A 16,888-nucleotide genomic window follows, 5' to 3' on the forward strand; every position below is an offset into this window, starting at 1 on the left:
TCAACACCCCGCTCGTCGGGTACCTGAACAACGCCATCAAGGCGAAGGAACTGTTCAAGAAGGACAAGGACTACGTCGTCATCGACGGCGAAGTCATGATCGTGGACGAGCACACCGGCCGTATCCTATGGCACAGGGCGCCGCCCAGGTGCGGAACATGTGGCCGGAAATCCTGGAAGCGGTCAAGAACCGCCGCCGCTTCACCTGGATCCTGCTCAGCCAGAACGCCCAGGTCGCCGGTTTCGACGGCACCACCCTCCAGCTCGGCTTCCTCAACGCCGGCGCCCGTGACAACTTCGCGAGCAGCGGCAGCGAGGACGTGCTGAAGCAGGCGCTCGCCGAGCAGTTCAACGTCCAGTGGAAGATCGAGGCGATCGTCGACCCGTCGGGCGGCTCCGGGCCCCCGCCGTCCTCCGGAGGCGGCGGTGGCTACGGCGGACGCCCGCCCCAGACGCCGGCGCCCGCGCCGCAGCCCGCCCCCCGCCCCGTACAGCAGGCGCCGCAGGCCCCGGCGCACCAGCCGGCCCAGGCCCCGGCCCAGGCCCCCGCGCCGGCTCCCGGGGGGCCCGCGCCCGCGCCGCCGCGCGCCGCCGCACCCCAGCAGGTCAGACCCGAGGACGACGTACCGGAGGAGGACGACCCCGATCTCGTCGACTCGGCGCTCTCCGGCCACGAGCTGATCGTGCGCGAGCTGGGGGCGACCGTGGTGGAGGAATATACGAACGAGTAGGAGAAGCCGGTTCGGCGGCCCGCACAAAGGGCGTCCGCCGCAGCGGGCTACCCTGGCTGGCGTGAAGGTCCTCGTCATCGGCGGCGGCGCCCGCGAACACGCCCTGTGCCGCTCTTTCTCCCTCGATCCCGACGTCACCGCTCTGCACTGCGCGCCCGGCAACGCCGGAATCGCGGAGGTCGCCGAGCTGCACCAGGTGGATGCCCTCGACGGCGCCGCCGTGGCCGCCCTGGCCGGTGAGCTGGCGGCCGACCTGGTCGTCGTCGGCCCGGAGGCACCGCTCGTCGTGGGCGTGGCCGACGCCGTACGGGCGGCCGGCATTCCCTGCTTCGGCCCCTCCAAGGAGGCCGCCCAGCTGGAGGGCTCCAAGGCGTTCGCCAAGGACGTGATGGCCGCCGCGGGCGTCCCCACGGCGCGTTCGTACGTCTGCACCACGCCTGAGGAGATCGACACGGCGCTCGACGCCTTCGGTGCTCCGTACGTCGTCAAGGACGACGGCCTCGCGGCCGGCAAGGGCGTCGTCGTCACCGGCGACCTGGAGGAGGCCCGCGCGCACGCGCTCTCCTGCGACCGCGTGGTCATCGAGGAGTACCTGGACGGCCCCGAGGTCTCGCTCTTCGCGATCACCGACGGTACGACCGTGCTGCCGCTGACGCCCGCCCAGGACTTCAAGCGCGCGCTGGACGGCGACGAGGGCCCCAACACCGGCGGCATGGGCGCGTACTCCCCGCTCCCCTGGGCGGACCCCAAGCTGGTCGACGAGGTCATGGCGACCGTCCTCCAGCCCACGGTCGACGAGCTGCGCCGCCGTGGCACGCCGTTCTCGGGACTGCTGTACGCGGGGCTGGCGATCACATCGCGCGGTGTACGGGTCATCGAGTTCAACGCCCGCTTCGGCGATCCGGAGACCCAGGTCGTACTGGCCCGCCTCAAGACCCCGCTCGCGCGGGTCCTGCTGCACGCCGCCAACGGCACCCTCGACAGCGAGCCGCCGCTGAACTGGCGGGACGACGCCGCCGTCACCGTGGTCGTCGCCGCCCACAACTACCCCGGCGCCCCCCGGACCGGCGACCCGATCGAGGGCCTGGACGAGGTCGCGGCGGAGGATGCCCCCCATGCGTACGTCCTGCACGCCGGCACCAGGCGGGACGGCGACGCGATCGTGAGCGCCGGCGGCCGTGTCCTGTCCGTCACCGCGACGGGCAAGGACCTCGCGGAGGCCCGGGAGCGGGCGTACGCGGCGGTGGCGCGGATCCGGCTGGACGGCTCACAGCACCGTACGGACATCGCCCTCAAGGCCGCCGGGGAGTGAACCCCGAACTCGGCTGAACCGTCCACACCTTTGCCCAAAGCCATTCCATCGAGTGACGGCTGCCCCATCCGGATGACGCCTGCCGGTGCCCCAACTAGGGTGCCGCGCAAGCGTTCCGGCACTTGGCCCACCGGCATTGCGATGTCAGTGGTGGGTGCCACAGTGGGGGAGTGAGCAACACCACCACGAGGCAGTCCGCCGCAGGGCAGAAGGGGGTGAGGTACGGCCGTGTCCGATTCCGGTGCTCGTTTCGGGCTGGGTGAGGAGCGGGGTGCGCGGTCCGCGCGCGCTCGGGCCCTGGCCGTGCTGCGGGTGCGCAGCAGGGCGCTTGCCGTGGCGCTGCTGCCCGCCGCCCTCGCCGTCGTGCTGCTGGCCGGTGGCGCCACGGGCCATCTGGTCGGCGCGGGCTGGGACGCCGCGCGCTGGGCGGTGTCGGGGCTCGCGGTGGTCGTGCTGCTGGCCGCGGCGGTGGTCGCGGCCGTGATCGCGCGGGCCAGGCCGGCGCTCTCCCCGACGGTGGAGATCCCCCCTGAGTCGGCCCCTGATCTGTACCGGATGGTGCAGGACCTGGCGGGGCGGCTGGATGTGCCGGTGCCCTCCGGGATAGCGCTGACGCCCGACTGCGACAGCTGGCTGGAGGACCGTACGCACCCGGCGCACGGGATACCCGGCATACCGGGCGTGCACCGCTCGGACACCCCGCCCGTCCTGGTGATCGGCTCACCGTTCCTGTGGTGGATGCGGGTCGGCGAGCTGCGGGCGGTGCTGGCGCCGGTCGTCGCCGGTACGGGACCGTCTGCGCACCCCGACATAGCGGCGGCCCGCCGCTTCCTCCGGGGGCTGGACGCGGCGGTCGCGGGGACGGCCCGGCCGGGGCTCGATCCGGTACGGCGCCTGGGGGCGCGTTTCGTCGGCGCGGTGGTACGGATCCTGTTGCGCGGCTGCCGGGTGCACGCCACCGAGATGGAGCGCGGCGTCGCGGCGGCCGCGTCGGAGCGTGCACAGGCTGTGGATTACGGGCTGCGGATCGTCGCCCAGGAACAGGTGGGGCTGGCGTACGCGGGCTGGGACCGGCTCCTGACGCGGGTGGCCCTGCCGGCCTGGCGCATGGGCCGCTGGCCGTCCCGGCTCGACGCGGGCGTCGTCTCGGCGCTGACGGAGCTGTCGCGCCGCGACCGGCTGGCGGAGGGTTTCGCTTCCCGGCTCGGTGAGCGGCCCGCCTGTGACCTGCTCGAAGAGCCCGGGCTCGTCGACGAGGCGGCCTCGCTGCTCGCCGCCCGCCTGTTCCACGGCGGGCCTGCGGAGGCGGGCCCCGACTGGGCGCCGGTGGACTGGCAGCAGTACCCGGAGGAGGTGGTCGACCGCAAGTGGCGTGCGGAGGCCGCGCGGCTCCACCGGGTCCTCGACCGGCTCGGCGTCCAGCGCGACGCGGAGGCGACGCTGGCCCGGGTGATGGACCACCTGACAAGCGAGCAGAGCGGCGAAACGCTCGCGGCGGCGATCACGGCGGAGCTCTCCCGCGAGGAGACGGCACCGCCCCCGCCCCCGCCCGCCGCGACGGTGACCGGCGAGATGGCCGGCGCCACCACGTACGGCACCGGGACGGCGACCACGGGCGGATCCCCCGGCCCGGTCCCGCCTCCGCCCACCTCCGCCGCCGGTACCTCGGCGCCGGCCGCGCCCGCCACTCCGGCGCCGAAGGCCGCCGTGGGGGACGCCCCTGCCCCGGAGCGCGCGGTAACGGACGCGCCCGCCCCGGAGCGCGTGGTTACGGACGCGCCCGCCCTGGAGCGCGCGGCGCCCACGCCTGCGCCCGCCTCGTCCGCGCCCGCCTCTCCTGCGGCGCCCGCGCCGGGGAGCCGCCCACCGGACACCCCGGCCGCGCCGGCGACCCACCAGGGTGCACCCGACCCGGCGGCGCCCGCGCCTGGGGAGCCCTGCCCGGCGGCGGCCAGCCCGGAAGCGTCCCACCCGGAAGCGCCCCACACGCCGGCCCCCAGCCCGGAAGCGCCCCGCCCGGAAGCGCCCCACACGGCGGCGCCCAGCCCGGAAGCGTCCCGCCCGGACGCGCCCCACACGGCGGCGGCCAGCCCGGAAGCGTTCGACTCGGAAGCGCCCTACACCGCGGCCCCCAGCCCGGAGGCGCCCGCGCCCGGCGCCGCCCCCGCCCCGGCCCCCAGCCCGGAGGCGTCCGCGCCTGGGGAGCCCTGCCCGGCGGCGCCCAGCCGGGACGCGCCCAGTCCCGGCGCGTCCAACCCGGGGGAACCGAACCCAGACGCGCCCAGCACCGGCGCGCCCAGCCCCGGCGCGCCCAACCCGGGGGCGCCCGTGGCGCCCGTCATATCCGTCCCCGGGGGCCCGGGGCAGCCGTGGGGGCCCGGGGGCGACGCGCTGCCGCTGTTCCCGTTGCAGCCGCCCCGTACCGGGCGGGAGCTGCTCGCCGATCACGTCACGGCCATGGTGTGCTGCGCCGCCGTGGACACCGCCGGGGCGGCGCCCGGGCTCGACTGGCTCGACGGGCCCACCCTCCTCGTCGGGGGGAAGCGTCACCCGGACCTGGCCGCGCGGGTCCTCACGCTCATCGAGGAGGCCGACCCGGAGCCGCTGCGCTCTTGGCTGGCCACCGTGGGCGTACGCCCCGAGAAACCCGTCCGCCTCGTCTGAACGACGCCGGGCCGGCGCGGGACGGGCGCGCCGAAACCGGAATGCCACGTTCCGTTCTCGCCAATTAACGACGAACGGTGACGGACTGCGTGCGTTATGTGATGTGCTGGGGACCGGCACTGACAGTCGCGGGGGAGTCGAGGGAGGGGTGCAGCATGGGGGCGGAACAGATTCGGCGGTGGGAATCGGGAGCCCTCGCCCATGCCGTCACGGACCCGTTCGGCCAGGGTCCGCTGCCCTGGCTGCGCGGCAGCGAGCAGTATTTCGGCGACACCGGCCAGGTCGTCCCCTGGTACGCCGACCCCACCCTGGCGCGCGGCGGCCACGGCGGACCCCGCTCCGCCGACGACGTACACCGCCAGATCAAAGGCTTCGCGTCCACCGGTGCCGTCGCGCCCGGTGAGGCGATCGACTTCCACATCACCGTGGACCCGCCGCAACAGTTCTCGGTCGACATCTATCGGATCGGTCACTACGCGGGCGACGGCGCGTCCAAGATCACCACCAGCCCGCGCCTCCCAGGTATCGTCCAGCCCGCCCCGCTCACCGCCGACCGCACCGTCTCCTGCCACCACTGGTGGCTCTCCTGGCGGCTCCAGGTGCCGTCCTACTGGTCGATCGGCGCGTACGTGGCCGTCCTCACCACCCTCGACGGCTACCGCTCCCACATCCCCTTCACGGTCCGCGACAGCCACCCCGCCGACCTGCTCCTGCTCCTCCCCGACATCACCTGGCAGGCCTACAACCTCTACCCGGAGGACGGCCGGACCGGCGCCAGCCTCTACCACGCCTGGGACGAGGACGGCCGCCTGCTCGGCGAGGAGGACGCCGCCACCACCGTCTCCTTCGACCGCCCGTACGCGGGCGCGGGGCTGCCCCTGCACGTGGGCCACGCCTATGACTTCATCCGCTGGGCGGAGCGGTACGGCTACGACCTCGCGTACGCCGACGCCCGCGACCTGCACGCCGGCCGCGTCGACCCCACCCGCTACCGGGGCCTGGTCTTCCCGGGCCACGACGAGTACTGGTCGGTGCCCATGCGCCGCACGGTGGAGCTGGCCCGCGACCAGGGCACCTCGCTCGTGTTCCTCTCGGCCAACACCATGTACTGGCAGGTCGAGCTCTCACCCTCCCCGTCCGGCGTCCCCGACCGCCTCCTCACCTGCCGAAAACGCCGGGGCCCGGGAAAGCCCGCCCTGTGGCGCGAGATCGACCGCCCCGAACAGCAACTGCTCGGCATCCAGTACGCGGGCCGCGTCCCCGAGCCGCACCCCATGGTCGTGCGGAACGCCGACCACTGGCTCTGGGACGCCACCGGAGCCGGCGAGGGCGATGAACTGCCCGGCCTCGTCGCCGGCGAGGCCGACCGGTACTTCCCGCGCACCGCCCTCCCCGAGCACCGGCGCCGCATCCTGCTCGCCCACTCCCCCTACCGGGACAGTGAGGACGTCACCCGTCACCAGGAAACCTCCCTCTACCGCGCCCCTTCCGGCGCCCTCGTCTTCGCCTCGGGCACGTTCGCCTGGTCACCCGCCCTGGACCGGCCGGGTCATGTCGACCTCCGTATCCAGCGCGCCACGGCCAACCTCCTGGACCGCATCTGCAAACGGGACTAGAACGCCCCTGAAGATCCACTCCCAGACGCACCCCCAAGACGCTCGCAGCCCCACCCCGAGCCTCCGCCCCGCGCCCCACCCCCGAACCTCAGCCTGAGCCTCACGCCAAGACGGCCCGAGCCCCAGCCCCAAGACGGCCCACACCCTGCCCCACGCCCCCCAACAGAACACCCGCCGAAGATCCGCCTGAAGACCCCGCGAGACCCCTGGCCAACGCCCGGTTTCCGCATGCGGGAGAATCGGAGCCGATTGGACAGAACCACGGGGAGGAACCGTGTCCGGATTCGTCGAAAAGCCCGAGCCGCTTGAGGTGCCGGGCCTGGTACACCTGCACACCGGCAAGGTGCGCGAGCTGTACCAGAACGAGGCGGGCGACCTCGTGATGGTCGCCAGTGACCGCATCTCCGCCTACGACTGGGTGCTGCCCACCGCAATCCCGGACAAGGGCCGCGTCCTGACGCAGCTCTCCCTCTGGTGGTTCGACCGGCTCTCCGACCTCATCCCCCACCACGTCATCTCCACCGAGCCGCCCGCCGGCGCCCCCGCCGACTGGGCCGGCCGCACCCTGGTCTGCAAGTCGCTGCGCATGATCCCCGTCGAGTGCGTGGCCCGGGGCTACCTCACCGGCTCCGGCCTCGCCGAGTACAACGAGTCCCGTACGGTGTGCGGCCTCGCCCTCCCCGAAGGCCTCACCGACGGGTCCGAGCTCCCGGCGCCGATCTTCACCCCCGCCACCAAGGCAGCCGTCGGTGATCACGACGAGAACGTGTCGTACGAGGAGGTCGCCCGCCAGGTCGGCGCGGAGACCGCCGCCCAGCTGCGCCAGTCGACGCTCGCGATCTACTCCCGGGCCCGCGACATCGCCCGCGCCCGGGGGATCATCCTCGCGGACACCAAGTTCGAGTTCGGTCACGACGGCGACGGCGGCCTGGTCCTCGCGGACGAGGTGCTGACCCCGGACTCCTCCCGCTTCTGGCCCGCCGACTCCTGGGAGCCGGGCCGCGCGCAGCCGTCGTTCGACAAGCAGTACGTACGCGACTGGCTGACGTCCGACGCCTCCGGCTGGGACCGCGCGAGCGAGCAGCCGCCGCCTCCCCTCCCTCAGGAGGTCGTGGACGCGACGCGCGGCAAGTACATCGAGGCGTACGAGCGCCTGACCGGCACCACCTGGTCATAGGAACCGCCGGACAGCGCGCGACAACGCGGAAGCCCCCCGGCGACCGGCCGGGGGGCTTCCATCTGAGCGGACGACGAGGCTCGAACTCGCGACCTCAACCTTGGCAAGGTTGCGCTCTACCAACTGAGCTACGTCCGCATGCGCCGTAGCGCGAAACCACTATACCCAACCTCGCTCGCGGGCGAGACGCACCGCCGTGTGACGGTTCTCGGCACCCAGCTTCGAGGCCGCCGACGACAGATAGTTCCGTACGGTCCCGGGGGACAGGGCCGCCCGCTCGGCGATCTCCGCGATCGGCGCACCGTCGGCCGCCAGCTCCAGCACCTCCGCCTCCCGCGCGGTCAGCGGCGAGTCCCCGGCGGCAATCGCGTCGGCGGCCAACTCGGGGTCGACGTAGCGGTTTCCGGCGTGGACGGTACGGATTATCTCGGCGAGCCGCTGGGCGCTGAGCGTCTTCGGTACGAAGCCCCGCACCCCCGCCGCGAGGGCCCGTTTCAGGTGGCCGGGGCGGCCGTGGCCGGTCACGATCATGGTGCGGCACGCGGGCAGCTCGGCCCGCAGCGATGTGGCGACCTTCACACCGTCGGCGCCCGGCATCTGGAGGTCCAGCACTGCCACGTCCGGCTGGTGGGCCCGCGCCATGGCGAGCGCCTCGGGCCCGGACGCCGCCTCCGCGACGACCACGAGATCGTCCTCCAGCCCGAGGAGGGCCGCGAGCGCTCCCCGGATCAGGTGCTCGTCATCGGCGAGCAGTACGCGTACGGGGGTCACCGCGCCCTCGCCGAATCCGCCGCCCTCGCCGTATCCGCCGCACCCACTGCCGCTCCCGCACCCGCACCCGCACCCGCACCCGCCGGCAGCATGTTCACGGGCACCCGCGCCGTCACCCGGAACCGCCCGCCGCTCATCCGGCCTGCCTGCAGGGTCCCGTCCAGCGCGGCGAGCCGCTCCCGCAGCCCGGCCAGCCCCGACCCCGACTCACCCAGCACCCCTGGATCGCCCCCCGCCCCGTCGTTCTCGACCACCAGCACCGCGCACCCCTCCTCCGCGCCCACCGACACCGAGCAGTGCCGCGCGTCCCCGTGCCGCAGCACGTTGGTCGCGGCCTCCCGTACCACCCATGCGAGCGCCGACTGCACGCGCGCCGGCAGGCCCGCCTCCGCCGACTCGACCGTGCAGGTGATCCCAGCAGCGGTCAACACGCCCTGCGCCCCCTCCAGTTCGATGTGCAGGTCCGCCTCCCTGTAGCCGCGCACCACCTCCCGTACCTCCCGCTGGGACTCCTGGGCGATCCGCTGCACCTCGGTCATCTGGTCCACGGCCTGCTCCGCCCGTCCCCGGCGGGCCAGCTGCACCGCGAGCTCGCTCTTCAGCGCGATCACCGACAGGTTGCGGCCCATCACATCGTGCAGGTCCCGTCCGAAGCGCAACCGCTCCTCCGCGACCGCGAGCCGCGCCTGGAGTTCACGGGCCGCGTCCAGCTCCCACACCGCCCGCAGCAGCCAGCCCGAGAACCCGCTGGTGAACGCCAGCGTCACCCCCGCGATCAGGAACCCCACCGAGAATCCGGCCGCCTCTTCCCGGGGCAGCCCGAGCAGCAGACAGACCAGTCCGGTGCCCGCCGCCGTGGCCATGACCAGGTACAGCATGTGCCGCACCTTCTTCTGGCACAGGACCAGCGAGGCGATACCGAAGCCGAGGAACCCGACGACCAGGGCCGCGGAGGTCGCCATGTCGCCCAGCGTGCCGAACCTGTGGAGCACCAGGACCGCGACGGCGGCCATGCCCGACAGCGCGGAGTGCGCGGTGATGAGCCGCGAGGGGTACCCGCGCCGCCCCAGGTTCCAGTCGAGCGCCCGCGACGCCAGCACCCCGCCCAGCGCGGTGTGCGCGCACACCAGCATCAGGAGCCAGCCGCTGACCGGCGGCGGCGCCTCCACCACGGAGCGGACCCCGATCGCGCCGATCTCGATCAACCCGAACGTGTAGTACGACCAACGGGTGTAGAGCTCGACCTTCTCCGGGTTGCTCCGCCCGCTCCACCACCCCCTCAGCTTCACGTCGACATCCCCCTCAGCGAACTCGGCGAACTCAGCGAACTCGGCGAACTCGGCGAACTCGGCGACTTGGCTAACTCGGCTAACTCGGCGGGCTCAGTGAACTCGCCAGCTCGGCGCCCTCAGCGCTCTCAGCGCTCTCAGCGCACTGAGCGCCCTGCGCGCCCTCAGCGCCGCGGCTCCCAGCGGAACCACCGCTGCACAGCAAACACCGAGATCACCGTCCAGGCCAGCGCCGTCAGCGCAGCACCTATCAGCTCCTTCGCGTCCCCGCCGCCGAGCCACCCGGCCCGTATGAGCGTCATCACGCCCGTCAGCGGCAGCAGCTCGCACACGGACGCGACACTCTCCGGAAGCGTCTCCAGGGGAATGAACAGCCCGGAGCCCACCGCCGAGATGAGGAACACGGGCATGGTGGTGATCTGGGCGCTCTCCACGGTCCGCGTGACGGCCGCCGTCGCTCCGGCGAGCGCGATCAGCAGCAGCATCCCGATCAGCACGCCGCCGACGAAAAGTTCGGGCCGCTGAGGCGCGCGCACGTCCAGGAAGGCCACGCCCGCCGCCACCATCAGCGCGCTCTGGGCCACCGCGAGGACGACTGCCGGCAGCGCGGTGCCGGCGAGTATCTCCGGGTCCGAGGCCTCGCCCGTACGCAGCCGCTTCAGCACCAGTTCCTCGCGCCGGGCCACGTACGCCGAGACGAGGTTGAGGTAGACGACGAGGATCAGCATCATCACGACCCCGCCGCTCAACGCCGCCTCGACGGCGCTCATCCCCGCCCCGTCGAGATCGACCCGGTCGAGCGAGGACCGCAGCACGCCCACCATCAGCACGGGCATGAGCAGCGCTGTGAACAGCGCATACCGGTTCCGTACGAGGAGGGTCAGCTCGGCCCGCCCCAGCGCGCCCATGCGCCTCGCCGTCGTCGTCATGTCACACACCCACCGTTTCCGTACCCGACGCGATGTCGAGGAAGGCCTCTTCGAGGGAGGCGGACCGGGCGTCGAGCCCTTCCAGCCGTACGCCCGTCTCCCGTGCCCACAGCAGCAGTTCGCCGAGCGCCTCTTGCAGCTCCCGCGTGCGGATCTCGACGCGGCGCCCGTCGTACTCGGCGGCCCGCAGCGACAGCGGCAGCTGCCCGGCGGTCACCCCGTGCGGCAGGGCGAAGCGGATACGGGCGGGCCGTGCGGCCGTCACCTCGGCCGGTGTCCCGGCCGTCACGATCCGCCCCTGGTACATGATCGCCAGCCGGTCGGCGAGCGTCTCGGCCTCCTCCAGATAGTGCGTGGTGAGCAGCACTGTCGTACCGCCGTCCCGCAGCTGCCGCACCAACTCCCAGGTGTCGCGCCGCCCTTCCGCGTCCAGGCCGGTGGACGGCTCGTCCAGGAACAGCACTTCGGGCCGCCCGAGCAGGGCGAGCGCCAGATCGAGGCGCCGCTTCTCGCCGCCGGAGAGCTGCTTGACGCGCACGCCTGCCCGGGCGCCGAGGCCCACCAGCTCCAGCGCCTCGCCGACCGGGCGTGCCCCGGTGGTGCAGCCGGCCCACATGCGTACGGTCTCGGTGACCGTCAGGTCGGAGGGGAAGCCGCCCTCCTGGAGCATCACGCCGATCCGGGGCCGGACGGCGGCGCGTTCGCGGTGCGGGTCGTGGCCGAGGACCCGTACGGTGCCGTCACTGGGGCGGGCGAGGCCCTCCAGTAGCTCCACGGTGGAGGTCTTGCCCGCGCCGTTCGTGCCGAGCAGGGCGAAGATCTCGCCGCGCGCCACGGAGAAGGTGACACCCGTCACAGCCTCGAAGCCGCCCGCGTAACACCGCCGGGCCCCGTCGGCTTCGATCACGTACTCATCGCTGGTCATGCGTCCAGGCTTCCGCCGGACCGTGGCGGGCGGCAGTGCGTGCTGTCACCGCCCCCGATGACAAATGTCATCCGGGGCCGTTCACGCACCTTGTGCATGCGCCTCGTTCACGCACCTCGTGGACATACGAAGAAGCCCCCGGTCGTCTCGACCGGGGGCTTTCTCTCTGAGCGGACGACGAGATTCGAACTCGCGACCCTCACCTTGGCAAGGTGATGCTCTACCAACTGAGCCACGTCCGCATTGCTGCCGCTCAGCTCTCACTGGGCGGTGCGAACACCACTGTACCTGATCCATCGCAATGGTCGGTACGTGATGTAGAGCGGGTGACAGGAATTGCACACTGCGCCTTCCCCCTGGAAGGGGGATGTTCTACTACTGAACTACACCCGCACGATCCGTGAGGTGGGGCCTTGTCGGCCTCGCCCCTCGGCGTGATCCAGACTCTAGCGGATCACCTGGGGTGCCGCGCAACTCGGCGGCTCGTCGCCCCGGTTCGCCGTCCCGGTTCGCCCCGGCCGCCCGCCTGGGATGAGGCGGGCGCCTTCCGGGGTCGTCCGGGGCTGTGTCCGGGGTCGTCCCGGGCTGTCCCGGTCGTCCGGGGCCCGGCTCTCAGCACGCCTCGCGGAACGCCTCGTAGACGTGCTTCGGGATGCGGCCGCGGGCCGGCACCGCCAGCTTGTGGGACTGCGCCCAGGCGCGGACCGCCGCCGGGTCGGGTTCGAGCGCGGTGCGCGTGTACGAGGCCCGCGGCCTGCCGTTGGCCGAGCCGCCGCCGCCACTACTGCTACCGGCGCCGTTGCCGGCGCCGGACTGCTTGCGGCCGGCGGCCAGGTAGGGGGCGAGGGCCTTGCGCAGCTTCTTTGCATTGGCAGGGTTGAGGTCGATCTCGTACGACTTACCGTCCAAGCCGAAGGTGACCGTTTCCGCCGCTTCCCCTCCGTCGATGTCGTCGAAGAGCGTGACTACTACGCGCTGTGCCACGGATATTGGTCCTTTCCTGCGGTGTGCCACGCTGACGTGCGGCGATACCGGATTTGCGGCTGCTGAGGGGCAATGCCGCTTTCCGCTGCATTCCTTTGTACAGCGGAACGCGCCGCATCGTGTAGCCCAGCCAATTGCATCAGCGTGTCCGACGGCAATGGGTGGGGGCATTATTTTCCGGGATTTTCCCTGTCTCTTCTCGCCTCGTTCGCGGGTGCTTTTGTAGGGTCCTCCAGATGTCTACTCGCGTAGATTTTGGAGACAGGTACGCTGAGGGAACCGCCCACGCAACACACCACCGGGAGTGCCAGTGGCACGCGTCGTAGTCGACGTCATGCTCAAGCCGGAGATCCTCGACCCGCAGGGACAGGCGGTGCAGCGTGCACTGCCCCGCCTCGGTTTCGACGGGATCGCCGACGTCCGTCAGGGGAAGCGCTTCGAGCTGGATGTGGAGGGGCCGGTCGACGACGCCGCCCTCGCCCGCATCCACGAGATGGCCGAAACCTTCCTCGCCAACACCGTCATCGAAGACTTTGTCGTAAAGGTGGAGTCGTGACCGCTCGTATCGGAGTCGTCACTTTTCCCGGGACCCTGGACGACCGCGACGCGCTGCGCGCGGCGCGGCTCGCGGGCGCCGAGCCGGTTTCCCTCTGGCACCGCGACAAGGACCTCAAGCAGGTCGACGCGGTCGTCCTGCCGGGCGGCTTCTCCTACGGTGACTACCTGCGCGCGGGGGCCATTTCCCGGTTCTCGCCGGTAATGGAGACGATCATCGAGCAGGCCAGGGCCGGTATGCCGGTCCTCGGTATCTGCAACGGTTTCCAGGTCCTCACCGAGACGCACCTGCTGCCGGGCGCAATGCTCCGCAACAACCACCTGCACTTCATCTGCCGTGACCAGAAGCTGCGGGTGGAGAACGCGGAGACCGCCTGGACCGCCGACTACGAAGCCGGCCAGGAGATCTCCGTACCGCTCAAGAACATCGACGGCCAGTTCGTCGCCGATGAGCGCACGCTTGACGAGCTGGAGGCCGAGGGCCGCGTCGCCTTCCGGTACCTGGACGGGAACCCGAACGGCTCACTGCGGGACATCGCCGGCATCACCAACGCCGCGGGGAACGTCGTCGGCCTCATGCCGCACCCCGAGCACGCCGTCGAGCCGCTCGTCGGTACGGGCCGTACGGACGGCCTCGGATTCTTCACCTCGATCCTCAAGAAGTTGGTCAGCGCCTCATGACCCTCGACACCGTCAAGCACGCCGCCGAGACGCCCGACGTCGAGCAGCCGTGGGCAGAGCTCGGCCTGAAGCAGGACGAGTACGAGCGCATCCGGGAGATCCTCGGACGGCGCCCGACCGGTGCCGAGCTCGCGATGTACTCCGTCATGTGGTCCGAGCACTGCTCGTACAAGAGCAGCAAGGTCCACCTGAAGCAGTTCGGCGAGAAGGCCCCCGAGAACGACGCGATGCTCGTCGGAATCGGGGAGAACGCGGGCGTCGTGGACGTCGGCCAGGGGTACGCGGTGACCTTCAAGGTCGAGTCGCACAACCACCCCTCGTACATCGAGCCCTACCAGGGCGCGGCCACCGGCGTCGGCGGCATCGTGCGCGACATCCTCGCCATGGGCGCCCGCCCGGTCGCGGTGGTCGACCCGCTGCGGTTCGGCGCGGCCGACCACCCCGACACCAAGCGCGTCCTGCCGGGCGTCGTCGCGGGGATCGGCGGGTACGGCAACTGCCTGGGGCTGCCGAACATCGGCGGCGAGGTCGTCTTCGACTCCTGCTACCAGGGAAACCCGCTGGTCAACGCCGGGTGCATCGGTGTGATGAAGCACGAGGACATCCACCTCGCCAAGGCGTCCGGTCCCGGCAACAAGGTCATCCTGTACGGCGCCCGCACCGGCGGCGACGGCATCGGCGGCGTCTCCGTTCTCGCGTCCGAGACGTTCGACGACACCAAGCCGACCAAGCGGCCCGCCGTCCAGGTCGGTGACCCGTTCCAGGAGAAGCTCCTCATCGAGTGCACCCTTGAGATCTTCAAGGAGAAGCTGGTCGCGGGCATCCAGGACCTCGGTGGCGCCGGCCTGTCCTGCGCGACGAGCGAGCTGGCGTCCGCCGGTACCGGCGGCATGCGCGTCGAGCTGGACACCGTGCCGCTGCGTGACGCGTCGCTCTCGCCCGAGGAGATCCTCATGAGCGAGTCGCAGGAGCGTATGTGCGCGATCGTGGAGCCCCAGCACGTCGAGCGCTTCATGGAGATCTGCGACAAGTGGGACGTCACCGCCACCGTCATCGGTGAGGTCACCGACGGCGACCGCCTGGAGATCTTCTGGCACGGCGAGCAGATCGTGGACGTGCCGCCCGGCACCGTCGCCCACGAGGGCCCGACGTACCACCGCCCCTACGAGCGCCCCGAGTGGCAGGACGCGCTCCAGGCGGACGACGCGAACAAGCTGCCCCGGCCGTCGTCGGGGGGGGAGCTGCGCGAGCAGGTCCTCGCCCTCGTCTCGTCGCCGAACCAGGCCTCCAAGGCGTGGATCACCGACCAGTACGACCGTTTCGTGCAGGGCAACACCGTCCTCGCCCAGCCCGAGGACGCGGGCATGATCCGCATCGACGAGGAGACCAACCTCGGCGTGGCCATGGCGACGGACGGCAACGGCCGGTACGCCAAGCTCGACCCGTACGCGGGTGCGCAGCTCGCGCTGGCGGAGGCGTACCGCAATGTCGCCGCCTCGGGTGCCAAGCCGCTGGCCATCTCCGACTGCCTGAACTTCGGCTCGCCGGAGGACCCGGCGGTCATGTGGCAGTTCGCCGAGGCCACGCGCGGTCTGGCGGACGGCTGCCAGCAGCTGGGTACGCCGGTCACGGGCGGCAATGTGTCGCTGTACAACCAGACCGGTGAGGTCGCCATCCATCCGACGCCGGTCGTGGCCGTGCTCGGCGTGATCGATGATGTGAACCGCCGTACGCCGATCGCGTTCGCCGAAGAGGGCCAGCTGCTCTACCTGCTGGGCGACACCCGCGAGGAGTTCGGCGGCTCGGCGTGGTCCGAGGTCGTGCACGGGCACCTGGGCGGCCTGCCGCCGGCCGTGGACCTGGACCGGGAGAAGCTGCTCGGCGAGATCCTGATCGCCGCCTCCCGCGACGGCATGATCGACGCTGCGCACGACCTGTCCGACGGCGGGCTCATCCAGGCGGTGGTCGAGTCCTGCCTGCGCGGCGGGAAGGGCGCGCGGCTGATCGTCCCGGACGGTCTGGACGCGTTCACGTTCCTGTTCAGTGAGTCGGCCGGCCGCGCGGTCGTGTCCGTCCCGCGCAGCGAGGAGCTCCGCTTCACCGACATGTGCGGTGCGCGCGGGCTGCCCGCGACGCGGATCGGTGTCGTGGACGGCGACGAGGTCGACGTACAGGGCGAGTTCAGCATCGCGCTGAGCGAGCTGCGTACGGCGCACGAGGGCACGATCCCCGCGCTGCTCGCCTGACGCACCCGGCTGCTGGAGCCCCTGTCCGACCCCCGCGGTCCGGGCGGGGGCTCCGCCGTCCTCACCGCCGCCCGCGCCGACCGACCGGCGCGGGACGGCTCCCCGCCCATAAGCTCAGCCGCATGCCCACTGCCCGCAAGCGCACCCGCAGTTACGACTCCGCCAAGACCCGGGCCGCCGTGCTCACGCAGTTCGGCCATGTGCGGGCGGGGGTGCTCGCCCTCACGCCCGAGCAGCTCGTGCGGCCCACCCGGCTCGGGGGGTGGACCGTGCGCGAGCTGGCGGCGCACATCGCCATGGCGGTCGGGAGCGTCATCCGGTATCTCGGCGAGCCCGAGCCGGCCACGCAGGAACTGCGCCTGCTCGACTGGCCGCTGGCCACGGCGTCCGCCGCCGGACAGGTCGACGAGGACACCCGGGCGCTCGCCGCGAGCTCGGACCTCGCCGAGCTGTACGCGCGCACCGAGGCGGGTATCGCCGCCGCCCTGCCCGGCGCAGCGGACGAGCGGCTGGTGCCGACCCGGTTCGGCGCCATGCGGCTGGGTGACTTCCTGGTGACCCGTACCGTCGAGCTGGTCGTCCACACCGACGACCTGAACGACGCCACCGGGCTCGCCGTCCCGTACGACCGCCAGGCGCTGGCCGCCTGCACCCGGCTGCTCGCCGACGCCCTGGCGGTGAAGGCCCCGGGCGGGTCGGTCGAAATGCGCGTGCCGCCGTACGCGGTGGTGCAGTGCGTCGAGGGCCCGAGGCACACCCGCGGTACGCCGCCGAACGTCATCGAGACGGACCCGCTGACCTGGATCCGGCTCGCCACGGGCCGTACGGCGTGGGCGGAGGCCCTGGACACGGCCCAGGTCCACGCGAGCGGCGAACGGGCGGACCTGTCGGCGCTGCTGCCGGTCCTGGGCTGAGTGCCCCCGCCGCCGCCCCCGCCGGAATCAGCCGCGCCCCCAGCCCCCCGGCACCCGCCGCCCCCCCCCGCCCCCTCCGGCCGAACGCGCGGAAC

Annotated in this window: 13 protein-coding genes, 3 tRNA genes and 2 pseudogenes; 10 read left to right on the forward strand and 8 right to left on the reverse strand. The window is 72.3% G+C overall.

Features of this window, described 5'->3' with window-relative positions:
• The 6 genes and pseudogenes from QWM81_RS29290 to QWM81_RS20630 all read left to right on the forward strand — a co-directional run.
• Positions 1–128, forward strand: a pseudogene (locus QWM81_RS29290) (preprotein translocase subunit SecA); the annotation flags it as partial.
• Positions 128–730, forward strand: a pseudogene (locus tag QWM81_RS20610) (DNA polymerase III subunit gamma and tau); the annotation flags it as partial. The pseudogenes QWM81_RS29290 and QWM81_RS20610, both read left to right, overlap by 1 nt.
• Before the next feature lie 61 nt (positions 731–791).
• Positions 792–2,042, forward strand: a complete 1,251-nt coding sequence (gene purD, locus QWM81_RS20615) for a phosphoribosylamine--glycine ligase (RefSeq protein WP_290113651.1) — start codon at positions 792–794, stop codon at positions 2,040–2,042.
• Positions 2,043–2,270: 228 nt separating this feature from the next.
• Positions 2,271–4,706, forward strand: a complete 2,436-nt coding sequence (locus tag QWM81_RS20620) for a hypothetical protein (RefSeq protein ID WP_290113652.1) — start codon at positions 2,271–2,273, stop codon at positions 4,704–4,706.
• A gap of 155 nt (positions 4,707–4,861) precedes the next feature.
• Positions 4,862–6,322, forward strand: a complete 1,461-nt coding sequence (locus QWM81_RS20625; protein ID WP_290113654.1) for a N,N-dimethylformamidase beta subunit family domain-containing protein — start codon at positions 4,862–4,864, stop codon at positions 6,320–6,322.
• A gap of 274 nt (positions 6,323–6,596) precedes the next feature.
• Positions 6,597–7,499 (forward strand): phosphoribosylaminoimidazolesuccinocarboxamide synthase, encoded by a 903-nt coding sequence (locus QWM81_RS20630; protein ID WP_290113656.1) that lies wholly within the window; start codon positions 6,597–6,599, stop codon positions 7,497–7,499.
• A 65-nt stretch (positions 7,500–7,564) separates the two neighbouring features.
• Here the strand turns inward: QWM81_RS20630 and QWM81_RS20635 are convergent.
• The 8 genes from QWM81_RS20635 to QWM81_RS20670 all read right to left on the reverse strand — a co-directional run bounded on the left by QWM81_RS20635 (position 7,565) and on the right by QWM81_RS20670 (position 12,397).
• Positions 7,565–7,637: transfer RNA gene (locus QWM81_RS20635), tRNA-Gly, on the reverse strand.
• A gap of 21 nt (positions 7,638–7,658) precedes the next feature.
• Positions 7,659–8,270, reverse strand: a complete 612-nt coding sequence (locus QWM81_RS20640) for a response regulator transcription factor (protein ID WP_290113657.1) — start codon at positions 8,268–8,270, stop codon at positions 7,659–7,661.
• Positions 8,267–9,559, reverse strand: coding sequence for a sensor histidine kinase (locus QWM81_RS20645; RefSeq protein ID WP_290113658.1), 1,293 nt, complete (start codon positions 9,557–9,559; stop codon positions 8,267–8,269). Before QWM81_RS20645 ends, QWM81_RS20640 begins: the two co-directional genes overlap by 4 nt.
• A 164-nt stretch (positions 9,560–9,723) precedes the next feature.
• The gene (locus QWM81_RS20650) at positions 9,724–10,488 is read right to left on the reverse strand and encodes an ABC transporter permease (RefSeq protein WP_290113659.1); all 765 of its coding nucleotides are present in this window, start codon (positions 10,486–10,488) and stop codon (positions 9,724–9,726) included.
• A gap of 1 nt (position 10,489) precedes the next feature.
• Complete coding sequence (locus QWM81_RS20655) at positions 10,490–11,413, reverse strand: ABC transporter ATP-binding protein (protein ID WP_290113660.1); 924 nt, start codon at positions 11,411–11,413, stop codon at positions 10,490–10,492.
• Between the two features lie 169 nt (positions 11,414–11,582).
• Positions 11,583–11,655 (reverse strand) — tRNA-Gly (locus tag QWM81_RS20660).
• Positions 11,656–11,734: 79 nt separating this feature from the next.
• A tRNA-Gly gene (locus tag QWM81_RS20665) sits at positions 11,735–11,806 on the reverse strand.
• 219 nt (positions 11,807–12,025) lie between these two features.
• Entirely contained in the window at positions 12,026–12,397 is a 372-nt protein-coding gene (locus tag QWM81_RS20670) for a histone-like nucleoid-structuring protein Lsr2 (protein WP_290113661.1), read from the reverse strand.
• Positions 12,398–12,707: 310 nt separating this feature from the next.
• Here QWM81_RS20670 and purS point away from each other — a divergent pair, with 310 nt between their 5' ends.
• From purS to QWM81_RS20690, 4 genes are all read left to right on the forward strand, one after another.
• Positions 12,708–12,953, forward strand: coding sequence for a phosphoribosylformylglycinamidine synthase subunit PurS (gene purS / locus QWM81_RS20675; protein ID WP_290113662.1), 246 nt, complete (start codon positions 12,708–12,710; stop codon positions 12,951–12,953).
• Positions 12,950–13,633 carry a phosphoribosylformylglycinamidine synthase subunit PurQ gene (purQ, locus tag QWM81_RS20680; protein ID WP_290113663.1) on the forward strand — a complete coding sequence of 228 codons (684 nt, stop codon included), beginning with the start codon at positions 12,950–12,952 and terminating at the stop codon, positions 13,631–13,633. The genes purS and purQ overlap by 4 nt, the downstream gene beginning before the upstream one ends.
• Positions 13,630–15,879: a phosphoribosylformylglycinamidine synthase subunit PurL gene (gene purL, locus QWM81_RS20685; protein WP_290113665.1), complete on the forward strand. Its 2,250-nt coding sequence runs from the start codon at positions 13,630–13,632 to the stop codon at positions 15,877–15,879. The genes purQ and purL overlap by 4 nt, the downstream gene beginning before the upstream one ends.
• A 122-nt stretch (positions 15,880–16,001) precedes the next feature.
• Positions 16,002–16,793: a maleylpyruvate isomerase family mycothiol-dependent enzyme gene (locus QWM81_RS20690; RefSeq protein ID WP_290113666.1), complete on the forward strand. Its 792-nt coding sequence runs from the start codon at positions 16,002–16,004 to the stop codon at positions 16,791–16,793.
• Positions 16,794–16,888: the final 95 nt, after the last annotated feature.

This window comes from Streptomyces ficellus (genome assembly GCF_030406405.1).
GTDB lineage: Bacteria > Actinomycetota > Actinomycetes > Streptomycetales > Streptomycetaceae > Streptomyces > Streptomyces ficellus_B.

Coding starts and splice junctions, on each gene's coding strand:
- QWM81_RS20625 (WP_290113654.1), top strand. CDS start 4,862: ATGGGGGCGGAACAGATTCGGCGGTGGGAATCGGGAGCCCTCGCCCAT.
- QWM81_RS20650 (WP_290113659.1), bottom strand. CDS start 10,488: ATGACGACGACGGCGAGGCGCATGGGCGCGCTGGGGCGGGCCGAGCTG.
- QWM81_RS20655 (WP_290113660.1), bottom strand. CDS start 11,413: ATGACCAGCGATGAGTACGTGATCGAAGCCGACGGGGCCCGGCGGTGT.
- purL (WP_290113665.1), top strand. CDS start 13,630: ATGACCCTCGACACCGTCAAGCACGCCGCCGAGACGCCCGACGTCGAG.
- QWM81_RS20690 (WP_290113666.1), top strand. CDS start 16,002: ATGCCCACTGCCCGCAAGCGCACCCGCAGTTACGACTCCGCCAAGACC.